Source organism: Flavobacterium davisii (genome assembly GCF_019565505.1).
Lineage (GTDB): Bacteria > Bacteroidota > Bacteroidia > Flavobacteriales > Flavobacteriaceae > Flavobacterium > Flavobacterium davisii.
Map to the genome: position 1 here is coordinate 462,993 of NZ_CP067378.1, position 23,606 is coordinate 486,598.

15 protein-coding genes and 7 pseudogenes are annotated in these 23,606 nt (G+C 31.0%); 8 read left to right on the top strand and 14 right to left on the bottom strand.

Annotated features, from left to right (window positions below):
- The first annotated feature begins 351 nt into the window (after window positions 1-351).
- Window positions 352-735 (top strand): IS110 family transposase, encoded by a 384-nt coding sequence (locus tag JJC05_RS02325; RefSeq protein WP_235877302.1) that lies wholly within the window; start codon window positions 352-354, stop codon window positions 733-735.
- Between the two features lie 59 nt (window positions 736-794).
- Complete coding sequence (locus tag JJC05_RS02330; protein WP_235877352.1) at window positions 795-1,676, top strand: transposase; 882 nt, start codon at window positions 795-797, stop codon at window positions 1,674-1,676.
- Window positions 1,677-1,741: 65 nt separating this feature from the next.
- On the opposite strand, the gene JJC05_RS02335 is transcribed toward JJC05_RS02330, so the two are convergent.
- The 6 genes and pseudogenes from JJC05_RS02335 to JJC05_RS02360 all read right to left on the bottom strand — a co-directional run bounded on the left by JJC05_RS02335 (window position 1,742) and on the right by JJC05_RS02360 (window position 11,985).
- Entirely contained in the window at window positions 1,742-2,077 is a 336-nt protein-coding gene (locus JJC05_RS02335) for a tRNA-binding protein (protein ID WP_088393965.1), read from the bottom strand.
- A 79-nt stretch (window positions 2,078-2,156) separates the two neighbouring features.
- Window positions 2,157-5,121 (bottom strand): annotated as a pseudogene (gene secDF, locus JJC05_RS02340) (protein translocase subunit SecDF).
- Window positions 5,122-5,312: 191 nt separating this feature from the next.
- Window positions 5,313-6,246: pseudogene (mdh, locus tag JJC05_RS02345) on the bottom strand (malate dehydrogenase).
- A gap of 337 nt (window positions 6,247-6,583) precedes the next feature.
- Window positions 6,584-8,523 (bottom strand): annotated as a pseudogene (gene gyrB / locus JJC05_RS02350) (DNA topoisomerase (ATP-hydrolyzing) subunit B).
- A gap of 499 nt (window positions 8,524-9,022) precedes the next feature.
- Window positions 9,023-10,693, bottom strand: coding sequence for an asparagine synthase B (gene asnB / locus JJC05_RS02355; protein ID WP_235878124.1), 1,671 nt, complete (start codon window positions 10,691-10,693; stop codon window positions 9,023-9,025).
- Window positions 10,694-11,376: 683 nt separating this feature from the next.
- Window positions 11,377-11,985: an NUDIX hydrolase gene (locus JJC05_RS02360; RefSeq protein ID WP_088394143.1), complete on the bottom strand. Its 609-nt coding sequence runs from the start codon at window positions 11,983-11,985 to the stop codon at window positions 11,377-11,379.
- 7 nt (window positions 11,986-11,992) lie between these two features.
- On the opposite strand from JJC05_RS02360, the pseudogene pyrE reads away from it, so the two are divergent.
- From pyrE to JJC05_RS02375, 3 genes and pseudogenes are all read left to right on the top strand, one after another.
- Window positions 11,993-12,639, top strand: a pseudogene (gene pyrE / locus JJC05_RS02365) (orotate phosphoribosyltransferase).
- A 17-nt stretch (window positions 12,640-12,656) separates the two neighbouring features.
- Window positions 12,657-13,048: pseudogene (locus JJC05_RS02370) on the top strand (SRPBCC family protein).
- 284 nt (window positions 13,049-13,332) lie between these two features.
- On the top strand, window positions 13,333-15,156 hold the full coding sequence (locus JJC05_RS02375; RefSeq protein WP_088394137.1) for a DEAD/DEAH box helicase: 1,824 nt from the start codon (window positions 13,333-13,335) through the stop codon (window positions 15,154-15,156).
- Between the two features lie 79 nt (window positions 15,157-15,235).
- Here the strand turns inward: JJC05_RS02375 and JJC05_RS02380 are convergent.
- Window positions 15,236-15,337 (bottom strand): annotated as a pseudogene (locus tag JJC05_RS02380) (IS3 family transposase); the annotation flags it as partial.
- 465 nt (window positions 15,338-15,802) lie between these two features.
- Between JJC05_RS02380 and JJC05_RS02385 the strand changes: the two are divergent.
- On the top strand, window positions 15,803-16,372 hold the full coding sequence (locus JJC05_RS02385) for a pentapeptide repeat-containing protein (protein ID WP_105196279.1): 570 nt from the start codon (window positions 15,803-15,805) through the stop codon (window positions 16,370-16,372).
- 113 nt (window positions 16,373-16,485) lie between these two features.
- Here the strand turns inward: JJC05_RS02385 and JJC05_RS02390 are convergent, their stop codons facing one another.
- On the bottom strand, window positions 16,486-17,100 hold the full coding sequence (locus JJC05_RS02390) for a nitroreductase family protein (RefSeq protein WP_164849083.1): 615 nt from the start codon (window positions 17,098-17,100) through the stop codon (window positions 16,486-16,488).
- Window positions 17,101-17,192: 92 nt separating this feature from the next.
- Here JJC05_RS02390 and JJC05_RS02395 point away from each other — a divergent pair, with 92 nt between their 5' ends.
- On the top strand, window positions 17,193-17,561 hold the full coding sequence (locus JJC05_RS02395) for a winged helix-turn-helix transcriptional regulator (protein WP_105196280.1): 369 nt from the start codon (window positions 17,193-17,195) through the stop codon (window positions 17,559-17,561).
- On the opposite strand, the gene JJC05_RS02400 is transcribed toward JJC05_RS02395, so the two are convergent.
- The 6 genes and pseudogenes from JJC05_RS02400 to JJC05_RS02420 form a co-directional block, all read right to left on the bottom strand.
- Window positions 17,551-18,231: an ABC transporter ATP-binding protein gene (locus JJC05_RS02400; protein ID WP_205728013.1), complete on the bottom strand. Its 681-nt coding sequence runs from the start codon at window positions 18,229-18,231 to the stop codon at window positions 17,551-17,553. The two genes, JJC05_RS02395 and JJC05_RS02400, sit on opposite strands and share 11 nt — an antisense overlap.
- On the bottom strand, window positions 18,228-19,484 hold the full coding sequence (locus JJC05_RS02405) for an ABC transporter permease (protein ID WP_235878126.1): 1,257 nt from the start codon (window positions 19,482-19,484) through the stop codon (window positions 18,228-18,230). The genes JJC05_RS02400 and JJC05_RS02405 overlap by 4 nt, the downstream gene beginning before the upstream one ends.
- A gap of 79 nt (window positions 19,485-19,563) precedes the next feature.
- The gene (locus JJC05_RS16460; protein ID WP_258929427.1) at window positions 19,564-20,142 is read right to left on the bottom strand and encodes an efflux RND transporter periplasmic adaptor subunit; all 579 of its coding nucleotides are present in this window, start codon (window positions 20,140-20,142) and stop codon (window positions 19,564-19,566) included.
- Window positions 20,111-20,566 (bottom strand): efflux RND transporter periplasmic adaptor subunit, encoded by a 456-nt coding sequence (locus tag JJC05_RS16465; protein WP_258929428.1) that lies wholly within the window; start codon window positions 20,564-20,566, stop codon window positions 20,111-20,113. The genes JJC05_RS16460 and JJC05_RS16465 overlap by 32 nt, the downstream gene beginning before the upstream one ends.
- Window positions 20,567-21,458: 892 nt before the next feature.
- A complete protein-coding gene (gene coaD, locus JJC05_RS02415) occupies window positions 21,459-21,923 on the bottom strand; it encodes a pantetheine-phosphate adenylyltransferase (protein WP_105196652.1) in 465 nt (154 codons plus the stop codon).
- Window positions 21,923-22,908, bottom strand: a pseudogene (locus JJC05_RS02420) (D-alanine--D-alanine ligase). The gene coaD and the pseudogene JJC05_RS02420 overlap by 1 nt, the downstream one beginning before the upstream one ends.
- A gap of 191 nt (window positions 22,909-23,099) precedes the next feature.
- Between JJC05_RS02420 and JJC05_RS02425 the strand changes: the two are divergent.
- The gene (locus tag JJC05_RS02425) at window positions 23,100-23,606 is read left to right on the top strand and encodes a PASTA domain-containing protein (RefSeq protein WP_309597393.1); all 507 of its coding nucleotides are present in this window, start codon (window positions 23,100-23,102) and stop codon (window positions 23,604-23,606) included.

A 23,606-nucleotide genomic window follows, 5' to 3' on the forward strand; every position in this document is an offset into this window, starting at 1 on the left:
TTTATATAAATTTTCTCCGATAGAAATTCGAATATTTTAATAAAAAAGAGGTTGTTCAAAAAATAGGACAACTTCTTTTTCTGTATCTATAGCCTTTTTTTTATTTACACTTTTTAACCCAGATTTCAAGAAAGTATTGTTCTTTGACAAATGAGAGCTAACTTGTACTTGCGAGCGAAGCCTATGTATAAAATGGTGAATTTATCCCCTCCCAGATTTTGGCTGAAATGTAAAAAGGCTTCCATTTGGAAGCCCTTTGAGACAATCAATGATGAAACACCATGTTATCTCGTATAGAATAATTTAAGCAAAGATATTACATTTCCTCGCATTTTAATAAAAAGATATTTTATGAAAAGTTTCGAAAAAATGCAAATTGTAAATCCTAATGCTGCAGGAATTGATGTTGGGTCACGTTCTCATTTTGTAGCCATAGGACAGGATGAAAATCAAATTAGAGAATTTAATGTTTATCAATCAGGATTATGCGCTTTGGTAGCTTATCTTCAAGAGAACAAGATTCGTAGTGTTGCTTTGGAGTCCACAGGAAGTTATTGGCAATCTTTGTTTATGATCTTGCAGGGAAATGGTTTTGAAGTTCTTTTGGTTCAAGGGACTCAAACAAAAAACCTCAAAGCAAAGACAGATGTGAAAGATGCACAATGGATACAGAAACTTCATTCTTTAGGGCTATTACGAGGTTCTTTTTGCCCTCTGAAACCACTTTGCAGATAAGAACACTTCATAGACATCGTTCTAGTTTGATTGAACAAAGTTCAGGCTTTGTAAACAAAATGCAAAAAGCATTACGTTTAATGAACTTCAGACTCGACGTTGTGATAAGTGACATCACAGGAGTTTCTGGAATAAGAGTAATTGAGATGATACTATCAGGTGAAACTTCAGGTGAAAAATTAGCTGAATATTGCGACAAACGAGTTAAAAAAAGCAAAGAAGAAATAGCCGACGCTTTACAAGGTAAAATAAACAATGAATACCTACATGAGCTTTCCGATTGTTATGATATTTACAGACTTATTCAAGATAAAATAAAAAACACCGATACTCGTATTGATCAAGTGCTGAAAAATCAAACCAGAGAAATTGTTTTATCAGAAGATATCGAATTGGTAAAGAAACAGAATAAAGGGAAAAACCAACCCAAATTTGATGTACAGAAATATAGTTTAAAACTTTTTGGAGTAGATCTCTTTGCTATAGAATCAGTTTGCTCAGGAACCGTTACTAGTTTTTTAGCCGAAATAGGCACCGATATATATAAATTCAAGACCTCCAAGCAATTTGTGAATTGGCTCAGGTTAGCTCCAAATAATAAAATTAGTGGAGGTAAGGTTTTGAGTAGCAGAACTCCAAAAGGGAAAAATAAATTTGCATTGACATTAAGAAATGCGGCAAATACAATTGAAAGAAAAAAAGAAGGTTACCTCGTTATGTTCTTTAAAAGGATTTCTTTTAAAAAAGGAAGAGGTGCTGCAATTACAGCAACAGCAAGAAAAATAGCAGTTATAATTTGGAATATGATAGTCAAAAAACAACATTATATACCAATAAATACAGACCAATATATTCAAGAAATGAAGAATAAAAAAACGATACAAATTAAAAAAATGATTAAAAAATACGGAATCGAAACTACTTCTTTATCAATTCCTTAAATTAAGTTAGATAGAATTACGCATTAGACTTCGTTATGAAACAAAATTTAATACGATTTTTGGATTCAACCGATGCGTAAACCATTTATTACTTTTTGATCAGTAGATAATAATACGATATCATTATCTTGTCCTATAGATCCTAGAACTAAACACTCACTCATAAATTTACCAATTTGTTTTTTAGGAAAATTCACAACCGCTATGATTTGTTTATTAATTAATTCTTCTTTCGAATATCTTTTTGTTATTTGCGCTGAAGATTTCTTAATCCCTATCTCTTTTCCGAAATCAATTGTTAATTGATATGCTGGTTTACGAGCTTCTGGAAAATCATATACTCTAATTATAGTCCCAACTCGCATTTCTACAGATTCAAAATCAAACCAAGAAATTTCCATTTTTTTATATTTTTATTAGTCAATATACAAAAAAAGTCCCGAATAACATCGGGACTTTTTGTTTTTAAAAAGATTTATTTTAAGATTTTATTTCTTCATGTCTTTTTTCTATTTCTTCTTTATCTTTTTTAGATAAAGTATCTACTAACACAGGAGTAGCTATAAATAATGATGAATAGGTACCTACAACAATTCCTATTAACATGGCAAAGATAAAGCCTCTAATAGACTCACCACCAAACACAAACATGATAGCTAATACTAAAATCATAGTTAACGAAGTATTGATTGTTCTAGACAAAGTAGTATTAATAGATTCGTTTACGATATGATTAAAGTTTCCTTTTAAATCACCTGCTAGGAACTCACGAATACGGTCAAATACAATTACAGTATCATTCATTGAATAACCAATAACTGTCAAGATAGCTGCAATAAAGTGCTGATCCATTTCCATGTGGAAAGGCATAAACTTATAGCATAATGAGTAAATACCTAATACAAATATTACGTCGTGTGCTACTGCTGCTACTGCTCCTAATGAGTATCCTAACTTGCGGAATGAAATTACTAAATATAAACCAACTACTAACATTGCTCCAATAACAGCCCAAAAAGAGTTTGTTTTGATGTCATTAGAAATAGCGGCTCCAACTTTAGACCCTGATAGTACGGCTAATTTCTTTCCATCTGTTAAGGTAATAAATTTTTTATAATCCATACACGGGAAATACTTAGATAATCCTTGGTATAACAATTTATTAACTTCTTCATCTACAGCAACGCCTTCTTCTTCAATTTTATATTTAGTTGTAATTCTTAATTGATCTGAATCTCCAAATACTTTAGCTTCAGCAGGCACACCAAATACTTTTCCTAATTCTTCTGACACAATAGCAGCATCAACTGGCTTTTCAAATTTTACTTGAAAAGTTCTACCTCCAACAAAATCAACTCCTTGATCTAATCCATTTACAAAAAATATTGAAACTAAACTGATTAGAGTTACTGTTAATGAAAAAGCATAAGTAAATTTCTTAATTTTTAAGAAATCAAAATGATAACCTGTAAACCAGTTTTTAGACCAATCTGTAGTAAATGATAGTGCATCATTTTTAGCTACTGCTCTATCTAGGAAAATTCTTGTAATGAAGATAGAAGTAAACAATGAAGTCACGATACCTATTAATAAAGTGGTTGCAAAACCTTTGATAGGTCCTGTACCGAAAGTGTATAAAATAGCTCCAGTTAATACGTGGGTTACGTTTGCATCAATAATAGAACGCATAGCACCTGTCCAAGAAAATGATTTTTGTACAGCGTCACCTAGATTTAAACCATGGCGTAATTCTTCTTTTGCTCTTTCATAAATAATAATATTTGCATCTACTGCTGTACCTAATGTTAGCACAATACCTGCAATACCCGGCAATGTTAATACGGCTCCTAAACTTGCTAAAATACCAAATAAGAACAATAAATTAACTACTAATGCTATATTAGCATAAGTACCTGATTTACCATAATATACCCACATCCATAACATTACGGCTAATAAACCTACAATAGCGGACATAGTACCATTATCAATGGCTTTTTGACCTAATGATGGACCTACTACTTCTGATTGAACAATTTCAGCCGCCGCAGGTAATTTACCAGCACGTAAGACATTAGCTAAGTCTTTTGTTTCATCAATTTTAAAAGTTCCAGAAATTTCCGAACGTCCTCCTGCAATAGGACCTGACGTTACACCGAGTGCAGAATAAACTACATCATCTAAAACAATGGCAATTGCATTCTTTTGAGAAAATACTCTTCCTGTTAATTCTTCCCAAATTTTGGCTCCTTTTCCATTCATTTGCATAGAAACAGCTGGTTTTCCCATTTGATCAAAAGTATCAGCAGCATCTATTAATACACTACCACTCATTGGAGGTGTATTGGTTCTATTTCCTTTAATAGCATATACCTCAACAGCCTCTGCTTCTTCATCTTTTGCTTTACCATATAAGAACTTAACATCTGCTAAATTAGCTGGTAATAAAGCTTTTATATCGGCTCTTCTTAAATAAGCATTAACTACCGCTGTATCTTTAGTTGCAATCATACCTATGATAGAACCTCCTTGTTGTAAAGGCATTAATTTATCAAACAATGGATTGTTACCTTTTGCATTGCTTGCAGAATCTTTTGATTTGTCAACTAACAAATCATTCACTTTAGAAGAAGATTTAGTTTCTTTAACAGTAGGTTCTACTTTTTCAGTTTTCTTTAGCGCTTCATTAACAGTCATTAAATAAGAGGCTACCTCTTCCATTTTATAAGTTTCCCAAAATTCTAATTGAGCTGTAGAAGATAATAATTTTTTAGCACGATCTACATCTTTAGCACTGGTAACTCTACTAAAATACGTCCTGTATTTCCTAATTTAACGATATTAGGTTGTGTAACACCAAATTTATCTATACGCTCACGTAATACTCCAAATGCACTTTGTACAGACTCATCTACTTTCTTAGCTATTACAGCTTTTACTTTTGAATCTGACATATTGAAGTTAATTTCATCAGCTAAATTTCTATTTCCAAAAACATCTGGAGAAGCTAATTTAGTTCCTGAACCAGCGGAAGCTTTTTCAAATGCTTCAAAAAAGCATCTAGAAAAGATTGATTTCCTTGTTGGTTTTTCTTAGCCTCTGCTAAAGCTTTATTAAATATAGCATTTGATGTATTATTAGCTAAACCTTTTAATACATCTTTCACAGAGATTTGCAAGGTAACATTAATCCCTCCTTCTAAGTCTAAACCTTTGTTAATTTGCTTATCGGCTACTTCATTGTAAGTAAAATCAGTAAACCCTAAACTAAAAACTTTTTGTTTACCAATTGAATCAAGATACTTAATCTCCTTTTCTTGATTTCCATTTGCAAATGCTTTTGCATCACTTTTAACTTTATTCGCTACAAAAGTGAAAGTAAGCTGGTAAATACTTACTAAAGCAAAGATGATTGCAAAAAACTTAATGAGTCCTCTATTCTGCATTCTTTGTAAAAAATTAATTAATTTGTTCTACGTTCGTTTTTGGTTAATAAAAGACTCCTAAATACAATAGGAGTATTTACTAAAACTTGCAAATATATAATTCTGAATACGATAAACCAATTAATTTACAAAAATTATATTAAAAAAAAAGACTGCAAAAGAGCAGTCTTTTTGAGGAAGTTAAATTCTTATTATAATAATTCTCCAAGAGTCTCATTCATATTGCGAACGGCCGCTGATGATTTAACAAACAATTCCTCCTCAAGATCATTTAATTTTATATCTATTATTTCTTCTACTCCATTACTTCCTATAATACAAGGAACTCCTATACATATATCATTTTGTCCATATTCCCCCTCTAAATAAACAGAGCAAACTATCATTTTTTTCTGATTATTTAATATAGAATCTACCAAGTAAGCTACTGATGTACCGAGGGCCATACCAAGCTGATGTACCTAATAAGGAAGTTAGAGTTGCCCCACCTACCATCGTATTTGAAACTATTTGTTTTAATTGTTCTTCTGACAAAAACTGTGAAACAGGAATACCATTATAGGATGCCAAACGTGTTAAAGGAATCATTGTAGTATCACCATGCCCTCCAATAACCATAGCCGAAATATCATTTGTTGGTTTATCTAAAGCCAATGCTAGGTAGGTTTTAAAACGTGCGCTATCTAAAGCTCCTCCCATTCCTATTACTCTACTTTTAGGAATACCTAAAGTTTTATAAGTTAAGTAAGTCATCGTATCCATTGGATTTGAAACTATAACAAATACCGCATTAGGTGAATGAGCAAGGAGATTTTCAGCAACTGATTTTACAATTCCAGCATTAATCCCAATTAATTCTTCTCGTGTCATACCCGGCTTACGGGGAATACCAGAAGTAATTACAACTACGTCACTATTCGCTGTTTTAGAATAATCATTGGTTACCCCTACCAATTTAGTATTAAAACCTGTGTTAGTTGCACATTGAGATATATCTAATGCCTTTCCTTCTGCAAAACCTTCACGAATATCTAATAAAACAACCTCACTAGCAATTCCTCTATAAGCCATTACATCGGCACAAGTAGCACCTACATTTCCAGCTCCTACTATAGTTACTTTCATAATAAATTACATTTTTATTAATTTTACACATCAAAGCTCTTTATTTATTTTTCTATACTAGCCTCAAATGAAGTAATCAGGCTAAATTATATCATAGATAAAAATGTTCTTATATTTCTTTTTATTCTTGAGATGGCAAAACTACATCTGCTAAAAAAATCTATTCACTTTTATTTTCTTGATCTTTTTATCTTCATTACAAAGTCTAAAATACAGTATTAACTAAACAAGAAGCTCTTTCGAATATACAAAAAAAATACGACATGAATTCATTTATAAAAAATTTATAAAAAAAAGACTGGAACAAATCCAGTCTTTAATTAATATTCACTATGTATTACGCATCAATATTTGCATAAATGGCATTTTTTTCAATAAATTCCCTACGAGGAGGTACTTCATCTCCCATCAACATTGAAAACACCCTATCTGCTTCAGTTAAACTATCAATAGTTACCTGTCGTAATGTTCTATAGGCAGGATTTAAAGTTGTTTCCCATAATTGTTCTGCGTTCATTTCTCCAAGACCTTTATAACGCTGAATATTGGAACCTCCTCCCATCTTTTCATTAATCATATCACGTTGTTTTTCATCCCAAGCATACTCCTTTTTATTTCCTTTTTAACAAGATATAAAGGTGGTGTTGCAATATATACGTGGCCTTCTTCTATTAACTCTTTCATAAATCGAAAGAAAAAGGTTAGAATCAATGTAGAAATATGACTACCGTCAATATCAGCATCACACATGATTACTACTTTATGGTAACGTAATTTTTCTAGATTTAATGCTTTACTATCTTCAGCAGTACCAACTGTTACTCCTAAAGCTGTAAATATATTTCGAATTTCTTCGTTTTCGAACACTTTGTGGTGCATCGCTTTTTCGACATTTAGGATCTTACCTCGCAAAGGTAAAATAGCTTGAAAAGCTCGATCACGTCCTTGTTTAGCTGTACCACCTGCCGAGTCTCCCTCGACAAGAAAAATTTCACATTTTGTAGGATCTTGCTCTGAGCAGTCTGATAATTTACACGGCAAACCTCCACCGCCCATTACGGTTTTACGCTGTACCATTTCACGGGCTTTTTTAGCAGCATGACGTGCTTGTGCCGCAAGAATAACTTTTTGTACAATGATTTTAGCATCATTTGGATTTTCTTCCAAATAATTCTCTAACATTTCAGCTACTGCTTGTGATACAGGGGAAACGACTTCACGATTACCTAATTTGGTTTTGGTTTGTCCTTCAAATTGTGGTTCTGCGACTTTTACAGAAATAATAGCCGTTAATCCTTCACGAAAATCGTCTCCTGAAATTTCAAATTTTAATTTATCTAATAACCCTGAAGCATCGGCATATTTCTTCAGCGTACGTGTTAATCCCATACGGAAGCCTTGTAAATGCGTACCTCCTTCATGGGTATTAATATTATTTACATAAGAAAATATATTTTCTGAATAACTATCGTTATAAATTAAGGCTACTTCAACAGGAATTTCTCCTTTATCGTTTTCCATTGAAATTACATGACCAATAATTGGCACACGATTTCCATCTAAGAATTTAACAAATTCTTTCAAACCTTCCTTAGAATGAAATGTTTCTCCTAGAAATTTCCCTTCTTTATCTTGTTCTCTTTTATCTGTAAGAGTAATCATGATTCCTTTATTCAAGAAGGCTAACTCACGCATACGAGCTGCCAAAGTATCATAAGAATACTCTAAAGTTTGTTGAAAAATAGTTCCATCAGGCTTAAACCAAACCGTCGTACCGCGTTTGTCTGTTTCACCTACTTGCTTTACAGGATACTGTGCTTTTCCTCTTTCGTATTCTTGCTCGTATATTTTTCCTTCGCGGTAAACTGTCGCTTTCAAATTATCGGAAAGAGCATTTACACACGACACCCCTACTCCATGAAGACCTCCAGATACTTTATACGAATCTTTATCGAACTTACCTCCTGCTCCAATTTTAGTCATTACAACCTCAAGGGCTGAAACTCCTTCTTTTTTGTGTATATCAACAGGAATACCACGACCGTTATCCTCTACCGTTATGGAATTATCTTCATTTATGGTAACAAAAATAGTATCACAGTGTCCTGCTAAGGCTTCATCAATTGAGTTATCTACTACTTCATATACTAGGTGGTGTAATCCTCTTACACCTGTATCACCAATATACATGGATGGACGCATACGCACGTGCTCCATTCCTTCAAGTGCCTGAATACTGTCAGCAGAATAATTATTCTTTTTAACTTCTTCGCTCATAATATCTTTTTCGAAATTGCATTACTTTTGTCTAACATGCAAATATAATGAAATACCACTTTTTAAAACGACAAAACGACTTAAATCCCTCTTTAGTTTATTAACATTACAAAGTTAATAAAGAGATAATTGCTTAAATCAAACGAAAATAGCCTTAAATGAGATTTTCTTTATCTTTCAAAAAATGTTAAAATTATTATTTCATAAAAATCCTTTTAAATCCTTTTAAATCCTTTTAAATCCTTTTAAATCCTTTTAAATCCTTTTAAATCCTTTTAAATCCTTTTAAATCCTTTTAAATGCTTTTTATATCAAACAAGAATAAAAAATCGTATACTTTGTTCGATTCAAAATTCTTTTTATTTCTAATACGGAATTTGGTTTAAATTTAAACTTTCAGAAATGAGTCCTAATAAAAAACCTCAAAAGAAGAACGATTGAGGTTTTTACTTTTTATTTAATTTGATAGCAAAGTAAATCGAACACTAAATTATTTGATTTATTTTTCATAAGCATCATCATGTACTTTTGCCACAGCACGTCCTGAAGGGTCGTTTAATTTTTTAAAAGCTTCATCCCATTCTAAAGCTATTTTTGTACTACAAGCCACACTCGCTTCTTGTGGAACACATAAAGCTGCAGTATCACTCGGATAATGTTCACTAAAAATAGTACGATAGTAATACTCTTCTTTGTTCATTGGTGTTTGAATAGGAAATCTAAATTTAGCATTTTCTAATTGTTCATCTGAAACTTCTTTGTTTACAATTTCTTTTAATGTATCTATCCAACTATATCCTACTCCATCACTAAACTGTTCTTTTTGACGCCAAGCAACACTTTCTGGCAACATATCTTCAAAAGCTTTTCGAAGAACCCATTTTTCCATTTTTTCTCCATTAATCATTTTATCTTGAGGATTAATACGCATTGCTACATCCATAAACTCTTTATCCAAAAAAGGAACACGTCCTTCAATTCCCCAAGCAGCTAAACTTTTGTTAGCTCTTAAACAATCATACATGTGAAGTTTACTTAGTTTACGTACTGTTTCTTCGTGAAACTCTTTTGCATTAGGAGCTTTATGAAAATATAGATAACCTCCAAACAATTCATCAGAACCTTCACCAGACAAAACCATTTTAATTCCCATAGATTTTATTACACGCGCCATTAAATACATAGGTGTACTAGCTCTAACAGTTGTTACATCATAGGTTTCAAGATTATAAATCACATCTCGGATAGCATCTAATCCTTCTTGAATGGTAAATTTTATTTCATGATGAATAGTTCCTAGATGGTCTGCTACTTTTTGTGCCGCAGCTAAGTCAGGCGATCCTTCTAATCCTACAGCAAATGAATGTAATTGTGGATACCATGCCTCTGATTTATCATCTGTTTCGATACGACGACTTGCAAATTTTTTAGCAATAGCAGAAGTAATGGATGAATCCAAACCTCCTGATAACAAAACACCATAAGGAACATCACTCATTAACTGACGATGAACAGCCGCTTCAAGGGCTTCACGAATAGTTTGAATACTAGTCTCATTTTCTTTTACAGCTTGGTATTCACCCCATTCACGATTATACCATTTTACTAACTCTCCTGTTTTACTATACAAATAATGTCCCGGTGGAAATAACTCAATTTTGGAACAATATCCTTCTAAGGCTTTTAACTCAGATGCTACATAAAAAGTTCCGTTCTTATCCCAACCAATATATAAAGGAATAATCCCAACGTGATCACGAGCAATAAAGTATTCATCTTTTTCTACATCATATAAGGCAAAACCAAAAATTCCATTCATCTCATCCACAAAAAAAGGTCCTTTTTCTTGATATAAAGCTAAAATTACTTCACAATCACTTTGTGTTTTAAAATCATACTTTCCTTCAAATTGCTTGCGTAATTCTCTGTGATTATATATTTCTCCATTAGCAGCTAAAACTAAGTTACCATCAGGACTAAACAAAGGTTGTTTTCCTGAAGCTGGATCTACAATTGCTAAACGTTCATGAGCCAAAATAGCTTTATCATTAGAAAAAATACCACTCCAATCGGGTCCGCGGTGACGGATAATTTTAGCCATTTCTAACACCTGAGGTCTTAACGTTTCCGCTTTTTGCTTTAGTTTGAAGGCGCATACAATTCCACACATAATTATATTATTTTTAGATATCTGATTTCAGATTTGATTAATAATTTATTTATAAAGCAAAATTGATATATTTAATTTTATTTTTAAACCTTAAAAAACATTTTAGTTTAAATTTAAAACCTTAAAACAAATAAAACAAACAAAAATTAAAAAAAACGGTTCTCTAAATAATTAAAACTTAAAATCTGTAACTTATTTAATATTCAAAAAACTTACCCCAAGCACTCTGTCATTCTATTTTTTCAAAAAAATCTATTTAGTTACTCATTTCATATATTAACAGAATAATCAAATAATTCATTTAATGGCAGTACTATAAATTTCTCTCTATCCTGAAATAGACAAACAAATTATTTAATAATTAAAGGTTGTAGTAAAAGATTACAATTTTATTTCAACCAAAGGAAAAATCGAAATGAATTAATAGAAGTAAATCATATTATATGGTACTTACAATAAGATTTTTTTATCATCTTCCTAAGTAACATGTCATACTTTACCTGTTTTTATATATGCTTATCTCAGAAAAAATTCGGCGAATTTGTAGCTTCTTCACTCTTTTTTATTTTCATCGTAAAAGACTATCAGTTAATCTATATTTATCAGAGATTAAAGAATGAATATGATATCTGGATTAAAACAAAAAAGATCTACTCCTTTTTAGTAGATCTTTTTATCTTTTTTTAATATTTTATTCTTGCATTTTCTTTTTCAAAAAGAAGCTTGATGTTTTCGTATGAATTCGTTAACGCTTCCTCTATTTGAATTGGATTAAGCCAAGCTACTTTTTCAATTCCTTCATCTAATTGTCCTACTAACGAGCCATCATAATCCGTTTGCATTTCATACCATTGTGTAATTTTCAATCGATATTTACCATTTCTTCTAAAAATGTGATAGGTTTTTTGAAGTTTTTGAATAATCTTGAGATTTGTAACACCCGTTTCTTCTTCAACTTCACGAATAGCTGTTTCTTCAATTTGTTCTCCTTTATCAATTCCTCCTTTAGGCAAGTCCCATTTTCCTCCTCGATAAATAAAAAGAACCTCTCTTTTACTATTATAAACTAACCCGCCTCCCGCAAAGTTTACTTTAATTTTAGATTTTAGAGTATTCAATATTTCTTTTTCATCAGGATGATACAAATAAGCCTTTTGAATTTTGTTTTGAAAATAGCTTACAATAAGCTGTTCTATATCAATACTTTCAAGTAAAAAAAACTTGAAATCAGTTTCCTTAACAAATTGATTTGTCAGGAAAAGTGGTTTGTCGTTCACAAAAACTTTATACATTTGCAGTATGATTTTTAATAAAGATACAGCGAGTAAAACTGCCGAATTGCTTTTACAAATAAATGCAATTAAATTGAATTCTAAAAATCCTTTTACATGGGCTTCTGGTTGGAAATCGCCCATCTACTGTGATAACAGGATATTACTTTCGTTTCCGGCAATACGAAATTATGTAAAAGATGAATTTGCAAAAAATATTGAAAAACAATTTGGTAAGCCCGATGTAATTGCGGGAGTAGCAACAGGAGCTATTGGTATAGGTATATTGGTAGCACAAGAATTAGGATTGCCTTTTGTGTATGTACGTCCAGAACCCAAAAACACGGTCGCAAAAATCAAGTGGAAGGTTTTTTACAGAAAGGTCAAAATGTAGTCGTTGTGGAAGACTTAATTAGTACAGGAAACAGTAGTTTACTAGCAGTTGAAGCTTTACGCAATGAAGGTGCTAATATAAAAGGTATGGCTGCCGTTTTTACTTATGGTTTTCCAGTTGCTGAAGAAAATTTTAAGAATGCGAATGTAGATCTATTTACATTAAGCAATTATGAAAATCTTTTAGAATTAGCCGTAATTAAAAATTACATAACAGAAAAAGAACATGAATTACTTACAGATTGGCGAAAAAACCCATCTGAATGGAATATTGAAGTATAATATTTAAAAGAACAATTATGAATTTAGAGAGCCCAAAAGTAACAGTGGCAAAATCTTCAGAATATATATTTAACGAACTGTCTGATGTTAAAAATTTTGAGAAATTAATGCCTGAAAACACGGCTAAATTTGAAGTAATTGATGAAAATTGCTTTGAATTTGGCTTAAAAGGTATGCCTGAAATTAAATTAGTTAAAAAGAATCCGTACCTACATCAAAAATTGTTTTAGGAGCAGCTTCTAGTAAATTACCATTTACATTAACTGCCAACATTAATGAAACAGCAACTGAATCTACTGATATTCAATTAATATTTGAAGGAGAATTTAATGCTATGATGGCTATGATGATTAAAGCCCCTATCACTAAATTTATTGAAACATTAGCACAGAACATGGTAAAATTATAATTCTTCAAACAAAGAATAATAATAAATAAGCTGTCTAAAAAGGTCTCAATTTTATGACTTCAAGTAAGGAAAAAAACTATAACGACGATAATATAACTTCTCCCTTTAATTGAAACCATGAGCTAAACATTGAGTTTACACTTTTAGACAGCTTCTTTTTTAAATTTTATTTAAAATTTTAATAACCAAACTCTTATTTTTTTGAAGATATTTAAAAAAAAATCTATTTTACGGGATTAACTTATAACTTTTCATTACCTTTGCGCCCAATTTAAAAATAAGTAATGAATAAATTTGAACAATTAGGTCTTAATGAATCGCTAGTGCTGGCGATTAAAGATCTAGGATTTGAAAATCCCTCTGAAGTACAAGAAAAAGCGATTCCTCTATTATTAGAGCAAGATACCGACATTGTTGCACTGGCGCAAACTGGTACTGGAAAAACAGCCGCATTTGGCTTTCCTCTTATTCAAAAAATCAACGCAGAAGACCGAACAACTCAAGCGTTAATATTATCTCCTACTCGTGAATTATGTTTGCAAATTACGAATGAAATCAAACTTTATTCTAAGTACATCAAGAATTTAAATACCGTAGCGGTATATGGTGGTGCAAGCATTAATGAACAGGCTAGAGAAGTAAAAAGAGGTGCTCAAGTTATTGTAGCTACTCCGGGACGTATGCAGGATATGATTAACCGTGGAATGGTTAATATTAAAAACATCTCAATCTGTGTATTAGATGAAGCAGATGAAATGCTTAATATGGGATTCTACGATGATATCTGCTCTATTTTATCTGATACTCCTGATGACAAAAATACTTGGTTGTTTTCGGCTACAATGCCTGCTGAAGTAGCAAGAATTGCAAAACAATTCATGCACACTCCACAAGAAATTACAGTAGGTCACAAAAACCAAGGTTCTACAAACGTTTCACATGAGTTTTATTTAGTTAATGCACGCGATCGTTATGCTGCTTTAAAGCGTTTGGCTGATACTAATCCTGATATTTTTTCTGTTATTTTTTGTAGAACAAAAAGGGATACACAGGCAATTGCAGAAAAATTAATTGAAGATGGTTATAATGCTGCTGCCTTACATGGTGATTTATCACAAGCTCAACGTGATGCTGTTATGAAAGCATTTCGTGGTCGTCAGATTCAAATGTTAGTAGCTACTGACGTTGCAGCACGTGGTATAGACGTAGATGATGTAACACATGTTATTAATTATCAATTACCTGATGAAATTGAAACCTATACTCACCGTTCAGGTCGTACTGGTCGTGCTGGAAAATCAGGTACTTCAATGGTTATTATCACAAAAAGTGAACTACGAAAAATTCATCAAATTGAGCGAATCATCAAAACTAAATTTGAAGAAAGACCTATTCCTAGTGGAATTGAAATTTGTGAAATTCAACTATATCACTTAGCTAACAAAATAAAAGACGTAGAAGTAGATCATGAAATTGACAATTACTTACCTGCTATTTATGATGTTCTTCAAGATTTAACCAAAGAAGAATTAATTAAAAAAATGGTATCGGTTGAATTCAATCGTTTCTTATCTTACTATAAAAAATCGCGTGATTTACATCAAGAATCTTCTGGTAATAAAACAACAACTATTCCTACAGAAGGCGCTGTTCGTTACTTCATTAACATTGGAGCTCGTGATGGTTTTGAATGGATGGAATTAAAAGATTTCTTAAAAGAAAAACTAGAATTAGGTCGTGATGACGTATTTAAAGTAGATGTAAAAGAAGGCTTTTCTTTCTTTAATACCGATGCTGAACACGTAGAATTAGTTATGAATAATTTAAACGGTATTACTTTAGAAGGACGTCGTATAAATGTAGAAATATCTAAAAACGATGGATCTTCTAACAATAAACGTCGTGATCATGGTGGTAGAGGCGGAAAACGAGAAGGAGGAGAACGCGGAGAAAGACGTGGAGAAGGCGCTCCTAGAGGTGATAGACGCGATGGAGGTAAAAGATCATCCGATAGAAGAAATTCTTCTGATGACAGAGCCCCTAAAAACGAAAGACGATCTCGTCGTTCAGATTCTTCTTCATCGGATCGTAGAGGCCGTAGAAGTTAACAACTCTTTAAAAATCAAACATAAAAAGAGGCTGTCCTAAAAAAATACACTGCACCCAAAAGTTTAGACAAATTTAAACTTAATTTTGATAATAATGAGTTCGATATTTTATCGGGCTCATTTTGTTTAGATTAGACTTGATTCTTTCGTTATTGTAATAGTTAATATATTCTTGAATTTCTTCTTATAAAATTTTCCGTGAGCTCTTGAATTTATTGAAAAATTTTGTTTTACAACGAAGTCTAATGCGTAATCTGGGTTTAAGCGATTCTAAAAAACTAGCTTCGACTTTTAGAACACCCTCTTTTTTATTTAATCTAAATACTTTATAAATTTATTGAGGAAATGTAATATCTTTGCTAAAATTATTCTATACGAGATAACATGGTGTTTCATCATTGATTGTGTCAAAGGGCTTTCAAATGGAAGCCTTCTTACATTTAAGCCAAAATTTGGGAGGGGATAAATTCACCATTTTATAGATAGGCTTCGCTCGCAAGTTCAAGTTAGCTCTCATTTTTCAAAGAATAATACTTTCTGAAATCGGGGTTAAAGACCCGTTATTTATTAAAACAATAATCTACAAACAATACAGTTTATTTTTATTCTAAAACAAACTAGATTTCTTTACTTTGCACAAAAAAACATGCACGAGTTTATATACGACAAAAGTTTTAATCAGATTACGTACAGCTCATACGAACTGACTCATAAAGAATTTGATAATTGTACATTTATCGATTGTGATTTTACACAGGCTTTTTTTACAGGAACCACTTTTATGGATTGCAATTTCAGAAATTGTAATTTCAAAGAGGCTAAAATTGGTCATGTAGGTTTACGAAATGTATTATTTATGGATAGTAATTTTACAAATGTAAATTTTGCTATGACTGATCAGGTTATTTATGAATTTCATTTCACAAATTGTCTTTTAGATTATGCTCAATTTTACAAACTAAAACTTAAAAAAATTCAATTTACCAATTGCAGTATGGTTTCAGTAGATTTTATGGAAAGCGACCTAACAGAGGCTTTATTTGACAACTGTAATCTTAGATTGGCTGTTTTTTCAAATACCAATCTTACAAAATCTGATTTTTATTCTAGTCATAATTTCTCGATTAACCCGGAGAAGAATCAATTAAAAAAAGCTATTTTTTCTCAAGAAAATATCAAAGGGCTATTAGATCAATATGGAATCATCATTAAGTAGTTCTTTCTTTTATCGAACTGAATAAAAAGCATACTTACCTCCTAACTCCTCCATGCTAAATGTAAACTACAAAAGACAAGGAGGTAAATATGTATATAGAAAACAAATAGAATTTATTTTATTTCTGTTACAACTTCATTTAGATTTAAACGAAATTTTGACTTTATATGGGGTTGATTTACATCTTCTTGATCTCTTTTTCCTATTGCAACAGCAAATAAAGGCTGATAATCTTCTAATCCTAGTATTTTCTTATACGTTTCTTTTTCTATTCCTTCCATAGGAGTGGAATCTATTTCTAAACTCGCACAAGCTGATAAAAAATACCCTAATGATAAGTATACTTGATTTGTCATCCAAGCTTTTATCTCTTCTTCTGGTAGTGGTTTTAAATATTGTTTATAATATCCTACTGCTCCTTCTGGCAGATTATTTTCTATTTCTCCTTCAAACTTTTGTTCAAACTTTTGAACGCTATCAATCACACTAAACACTACTGTATGACTCGAATCTAAAACTCTTGACGCATTAAAATAGGAAGCTTCTGCTAAGAGTTTTTTTGTCTCAGTATTTGACACAAAAGTAAAATGCCAAGGTTGACTATTAATGGAAGATGGCGATAAATTTAATATTGCCTTTAATTCTTCAATTGTTTCTAATGAAATTTTTCCATTAGGATTGTATTTCTTTGTAGTGTAGCGTTCTTTTGCTAATTGTAGAAAACTCATATTATTTTTTTTAAATAAAACTATACTTTTTATAGTTGCAAACATATTTATAGTTTTTTACATTTGCAATAACGGTCAAAAAGGATAGTAAAATGTATAAAATAAACAATAAAGAATTTCCATGTAACACGAGTTTAACTATGAAATTTATAGGGGGTAAATGGAAGGCTGTTATTTTGATTCATCTTTTTGATAAAAAAAGATATAGTGAACTACGAAAAGAAATACCTATGGTAACGGAAAGAACTTTGAGCTTACAACTAAAAGAGTTAGAAGAAGATGGTTTGATAACTAGAAGTGTTTTTTCTACTAAGCCTCCTTTGAAAGTAGAATATGAGCTTACAGCATTAGGAAAAACTTTAATTCCCTTATTGAATGAAATTTCAAATTGGGGCAAATTTATCGCAGAAAAGCACTTAAAGATAAAAATAGAACCTTGTATAACGAATGTTAAATCTTAACCTTACCATCTTCCATGGTTATAATACGGTGTGTACGGTTAGCAAAATCAGGATCATGAGTTACAATTAGCAAGGTTTGGTTAAATTCTTTTGTTAATTGATTAAAGATATCAAAAACAATATCGCTATTTTTTTTATCTAGATTTCCTGTTGGTTCATCTCCCATAATAATAACAGGTTTATTAATGAGTGCTCTGGCAATTGCTACACGCTGTTTTTGTCCCCCACTTAATTGATTGGGCATTTTTAATGCTTGTTCGTGCATATCTAATGTACGCAAATATTCTATTGCGTTATATTCAATTTCCTCTTCTGATAGTTTAGCTAACTTGAGTCCTGGAAGCATTACATTTCGTAACACATTAAATTCGTTAAGTAAATAATGAAACTGAAATACAAATCCTATTTTTTCATTACGTATTTGCGCTAATTCTTTATCTGTTTTACCAGTAATAAGTTGTTCATCCATAGAAATTTGCCCTTCATAATCTGTATCCATAGTAGAAAGTAAATATAACAAAGTTGATTTTCCGCAACCTGATTTTCCAACTATAGAAACGAATTGACCGTATTCTATTTGTAAATTAATTTCTTTAAGAACCTGCATACGCACAGGGTCATTAAAATATTTTGTTAGATTTTTAGTCTCTAATACAATATTGTTCATCATTTTCCTCTAATAATTTCTACTGGATCGATTTTACTGGCTTTTAGTGCTGGAAATAACCCTGCTATAAAAGTGGTTATTAAGGCAAATGTAATTCCTATAATATAAAAGATGGGATTATAATTAATTGGAAATGTTTTAATGGTAGGTAGAGCAGCTGTATTAAATGGAATTAGATCTATAATGTTGGAAAAAATAAATCCTAAAAGCAATCCCAAAATGCCTCCTGTAATTCCAATAACCATAGACAATAATATAAAAATCCATTTTACATCATTTCCCGAAAAACCAGTAGCTTTTAGAATGGCTATACTATCCATTTTTTCAAAGATCATCATATTTAGTATGTTATATATTCCAAAACCTGCAACAATTAAAAGAACAACTCCTACTGCGTAAGATATAATGCTTCGAATAGTTGTACCTGTTTCAAATTGTGAATTGCTGGTTTGGTAATCAATAGCATCTGTTGTATATCTTATTCTATATTCTTTAGTTAATTTGGGTGCTTGTAAAATATCATAAATTTTTATCTGGATATCGGTTATAAAATTTTTGGGGACTCCTAAAATTTTTTGAGCCATTGACAAAGAAGTATAACTCGTTATATCATCTATATCTGCAATACCTATTTGAATGATTCCTACAATTTTCATGGAGGTTAAATTGCCTTTTGGTGTAGTAATTTTAATAATATCTCCTTTTTTTAAAAGCATTTTATCGGATAAACCTTTCCCTATAATAATACTATTATTTTGCTGTAAATCTTCTATTTTCCCTTCTATCATATAATCATTGAGAGCAAATAATTTTTGTTCTTTCAGAACATCAATACCATTAACAACTCCAGAAATTTCTATTGTTCCTGAATTAAAAAAAACGGGGGTATTAATCTTTGCTGCTACATCATATACCCGAATATCTTGTTTTAAACTTTGAATAATTGATTGGGCATTATAAATAGATCTTCCTCTATCTTTAGGTTTTATTGATCTGATGAAATTAATATGTTTTTTATATGTTTGAGAAATCGTAACAGGTTGATTTTTTGATGGTTTTATTTCATTATATAAACGAACGTGTGGTGTACGATGAATTATCAGACCATCTAACAGATCATTCATACCATACATGAAACTGACTAAAGTAATAAACATAGCAATGCCAAACATGACACCTGCTCCCGCAATGATAGTTTGTTTCAGCCTAGAACGCATTAAATGCAATGCAATAGAAAAAATTAGTTTAAAATTCATTACTTAGGTAAATAAATGGTTTCATTTGCTTTTAATCCGCTTATTACTTCTACTTTTTGGTAATCCATTAAACCTGTTTTTATTTTTCTTTTTCATTATGATTAACTAAAACATACTCACCATCTATCAAATAATTTCTTGGTATAGTCAATATATTTTCACGTGTCTTGATAATAATATTCGCTTCTGCGGTTAAGTTAGGATACAATTTTTGTGGTGGTTTTACAAAATGGGCTTCTATTTTAAATGTCCGTGAGCGCACATCCATAATAGGATAAATTTTATAAACAATAGCTTTAAAAACGTCTCCTTTATAACTATCCATTGTAATCAAAATATTTTGACCTATTTGCACACGAACCATATCATTTTCATCTACATCTAATTCTAATATATAACTATCTTTTTTACCAATAATAGCGAGAGGGGTTTGTGGATTTATAACAGTCCCTTCTTTCACTAAAATGTCAAATAAGGTTCCTGAAAAAGCGCTTTTAACAGTAAAATCACTCTGTATTTTTTGGTTAATTTTTAAATTTATATTGTTCCTAGTCTGTTCATTATGTAACTGACTTTTTAACTGGGATAACTGCTTTATAGCTGTTTCATAAGTTAATTTAGCATTTTTATAACTTACCTCTATTTTTTTCGAAATCAACTTCAGAAATAGCGTTATATACCTTAACATTTTTACTACGTTTATAAAGGGATTCATCCAAGATCAATTTATCTTTAGCACTTTGAACACGTAGTTCGGATTCTGCTATTTTATCTTGAATATATTGGCTACTTTCTTTTGAAATCTCATAAGATAATCGGGCGTTTTCTGTTGCTAGATTGGCTTTCTCATTTTCTATCTGAAATAGTGATTGTTCTTTTAAAATAGGATCCCCTACTTTTACTTTAATCCGTTGTAAAACACCTGCTACTGTACTAAAAACAATATATTGCTTATCCGCTTTTATTATTCCAGAAGCATAAACGCTTTCCGTTACGACTCCTTTTTGGGGAAGAACTTCGTCAATCGTTTTTTTAGAACAAGAGATGATGAAAAATAATGAAATCAACAGTACCTTTTTCATTTTATTTAATTAATTCTGAAAGAATAAATTTACGGAATTAGTTTATTTTTTTTATTGATTTAAACAAATACTTTATTTTTCATCCTAAAAATATAGGTTGACAGGCTTGAAATTATTTTTATCAAGAATAATCTTACACTTCTTCCAATTTGATTTTAAGGTTTAAAAAACATTTCTACGTTTTGATCTTTTTACAATGGATTTTATTGCTATTTTCAAACCAAATTCCGCATTAAACTCGTACAAAGTGAATTAAAGCAAATCTATTCTACTTTGTTTAAGTATCCGAGTTGTTCCTGTAAGAAACATTGGAGAAATACGATTTTCTTTAGGAAGATAAATCATTTATGTTACTTTTATAAATTTTGTAAAAAAAAAACAAAAACAACTTAGTATACTATAAGCAATTAATCCTTTTGTTTATATATGTGTGATTTTAACCCAGATTACGCATTAGACCCGAGCGTAGCGAATAGACGAAGTAAATCTATTCCACTTTATTTTTCTTCAAATTCAAGCAGGTACTCAAATTTTAATCATCAAAATAGTTCACTATTTCTTCTTCTAAAATTTTCTGTGAGCACTTGAATTTATTGAAAAATTTTGTTTCACAACGAAGTCTAATGCGTAATCTGGGTTTAAGTCAGAATGTTTGGTTTGTTTGGCGGAGTTACTCGATGTCTTCTGTCTGGCGTACCATTTTCTTCCTTCGGTTTTGGATCTAGTTTAATGGCCGTAATTATTTCTATTTGGATTTATTTTTTAATGTTCCTTCTCTTTTTATTATTTCAAGTTCGCAATTGAAGTTTACGACATACTATATTTCAAGCCAGTAGGTAAACTAAGTTGTAGAGAAATAAAAAAATTAATTTATTCTCTACAACTCGTTTTTTTATTTGGTTTTATCAACTCTTACTGCTTCTGGAACTAATCCTGTATAATCTCCTCCATTACGTATCACATCACGTACTATACTGGAAGAAATAAATGATGTATCGGATGCTGTTAAAAGGAATACCGTGTCTATTTTTGACAATAATCTATTCGTATGTGCAATGGCTTTTTCAAATTCAAAATCAGCTGGATTCCGAAGTCCTCTTAGAATAAAATCGGCTTCTAAACGTTTACACAGATCAATTGTCAACCCTTCATAAGATACAACTGTAATTTTATCTTCGTATTTAAATGTTTCCTCAATAAAACGAATGCGTTCTTCTAATGAAAACATATATTTCTTATCAGCATTAATTCCTATAGCTATTACTATTTCATCAAATAAAGGAAGACTTCTTTCTATAATATCAATATGACCTAATGTGATTGGATCGAAAGATCCGGGAAAAACTGCTTTTCTCATTATTTTCTCCAAATTAATTTTCTTCGAAATGCTAATTGAATTTCGTTATCTAACATTTCTCCAAAATCTAGTTCTGCGTATTGAGCTTGCTGTGGAAAAATACTTTGTGGTGACAAACCCGGATTTGTATTCATTTCGATAAAATGTGGTATTTCATTCATGATAATAAAATCTGTCCTTGAAAAACCACTCATCCCTAAAGCTTCATATACTTTTTTTGCTGTTTGTTCTACTTTTACACGTACCTCATCGGTTAGTTTTGCAGGTGTAATTTCTTCTGATTTACCAAGATATTTAGCTTCGTAATCAAAAAAATCTGTTTGTGAAATAATTTCTGTTATTCCTAAAACTTTTGTTTCACCTTTGTAATGAAATACTCCTACTGAAATTTCAGTTCCTTTAAGAAATGACTCTATTAATATATCGCTATCCTCAGCAAATGCAAATTCTAACGCTTTATCAAATTGTGCCAGATCAGTTACTTTTGACACTCCTAAACTGCTTCCTGATTGATTGGGTTTAACAAAAAATGGTAATCCTAATTCGTCTGCTATTGCTTGTTTATCTACTTTCATCCCTTTTGTTAAGTAAATAGATTTCGCTTTAGGAATATCAAACTTAGCTAATACAGATAGTGTATCTCGTTTATTAAAAGTTAGAGCTGATTGATAAAAATTACATCCTGTATAAGGAATTTCTAATAATTCCCAGTAAGCTTGAAGATGTCCATCTTCACCGGGGTTCCATGAATTGTATTAACTACTACATCAAACTTTATTTTTTCTCCTTCTAATGTAAATGAAAAGTCTGATTTATCAACTGTATGCTTTTGATCGTTTTTTAAAACATACCATCCCTCTTTAAGAATATGTACTTCATACACTTGGTATTTATTTTTATCTAAATTATTCAATATTAACTGACCACTACGCAAAGAAATCACGCTTTCATCTGAATAGCCTCCCATTACCACAGCAACTTTCATACTTTATCTATTTATCTTTATATATCATTCTAAAATTTTTGAAATCTCTTTTATTCAAAATCTCTTTTAACAAAAATATCATTTTTTTTCAAATGATTTCGCTTTACTATTTTTATATCTTTGCATTTATTGGTTTTCTTCTAAAAAAAATAGCATACCAATAATAACCTTTTGAAAATTAGCATTTTTATATGAACTGGAAACGTTTTATCCTGAGTTTTACTTTTTTTAAGCAACTATTTTTTGCATTTTTAATAGTGTCTGCTTCTTTATTTATTTTCATGCAATGGATTAGTTTTACTACTAATCATGGTCAAGAAATCACAGTTCCTAACTTAAGCAAATTAACTTTGGAAGAGGCGGAAGAAAAATTAGACGAACTAGATTTAGACTATGAGTTATTAGATACTACTGATTATAATCCCGCTTTTCCTAAGCTTTCTATTGTTCAACAGGATCCAAAACCGGGAAGTAAGGTAAAACAAAATCGCGTAATTTATGTAAAAATTAATGCGGAAGAATATGCAAAAGTACGACTTCCTGACTTAATCCAGAAGACATATCGTCAAGCCGTTCCTACTCTTAATGCGTTAGGATTGTCTGTAGGCGATACGACTTATGTTCCTAATCTTGCTAAGGATATGGTATTAGAAATGAATATCAATGGTAAGCCAATAAGACCAGTCAACAAGTTTTAA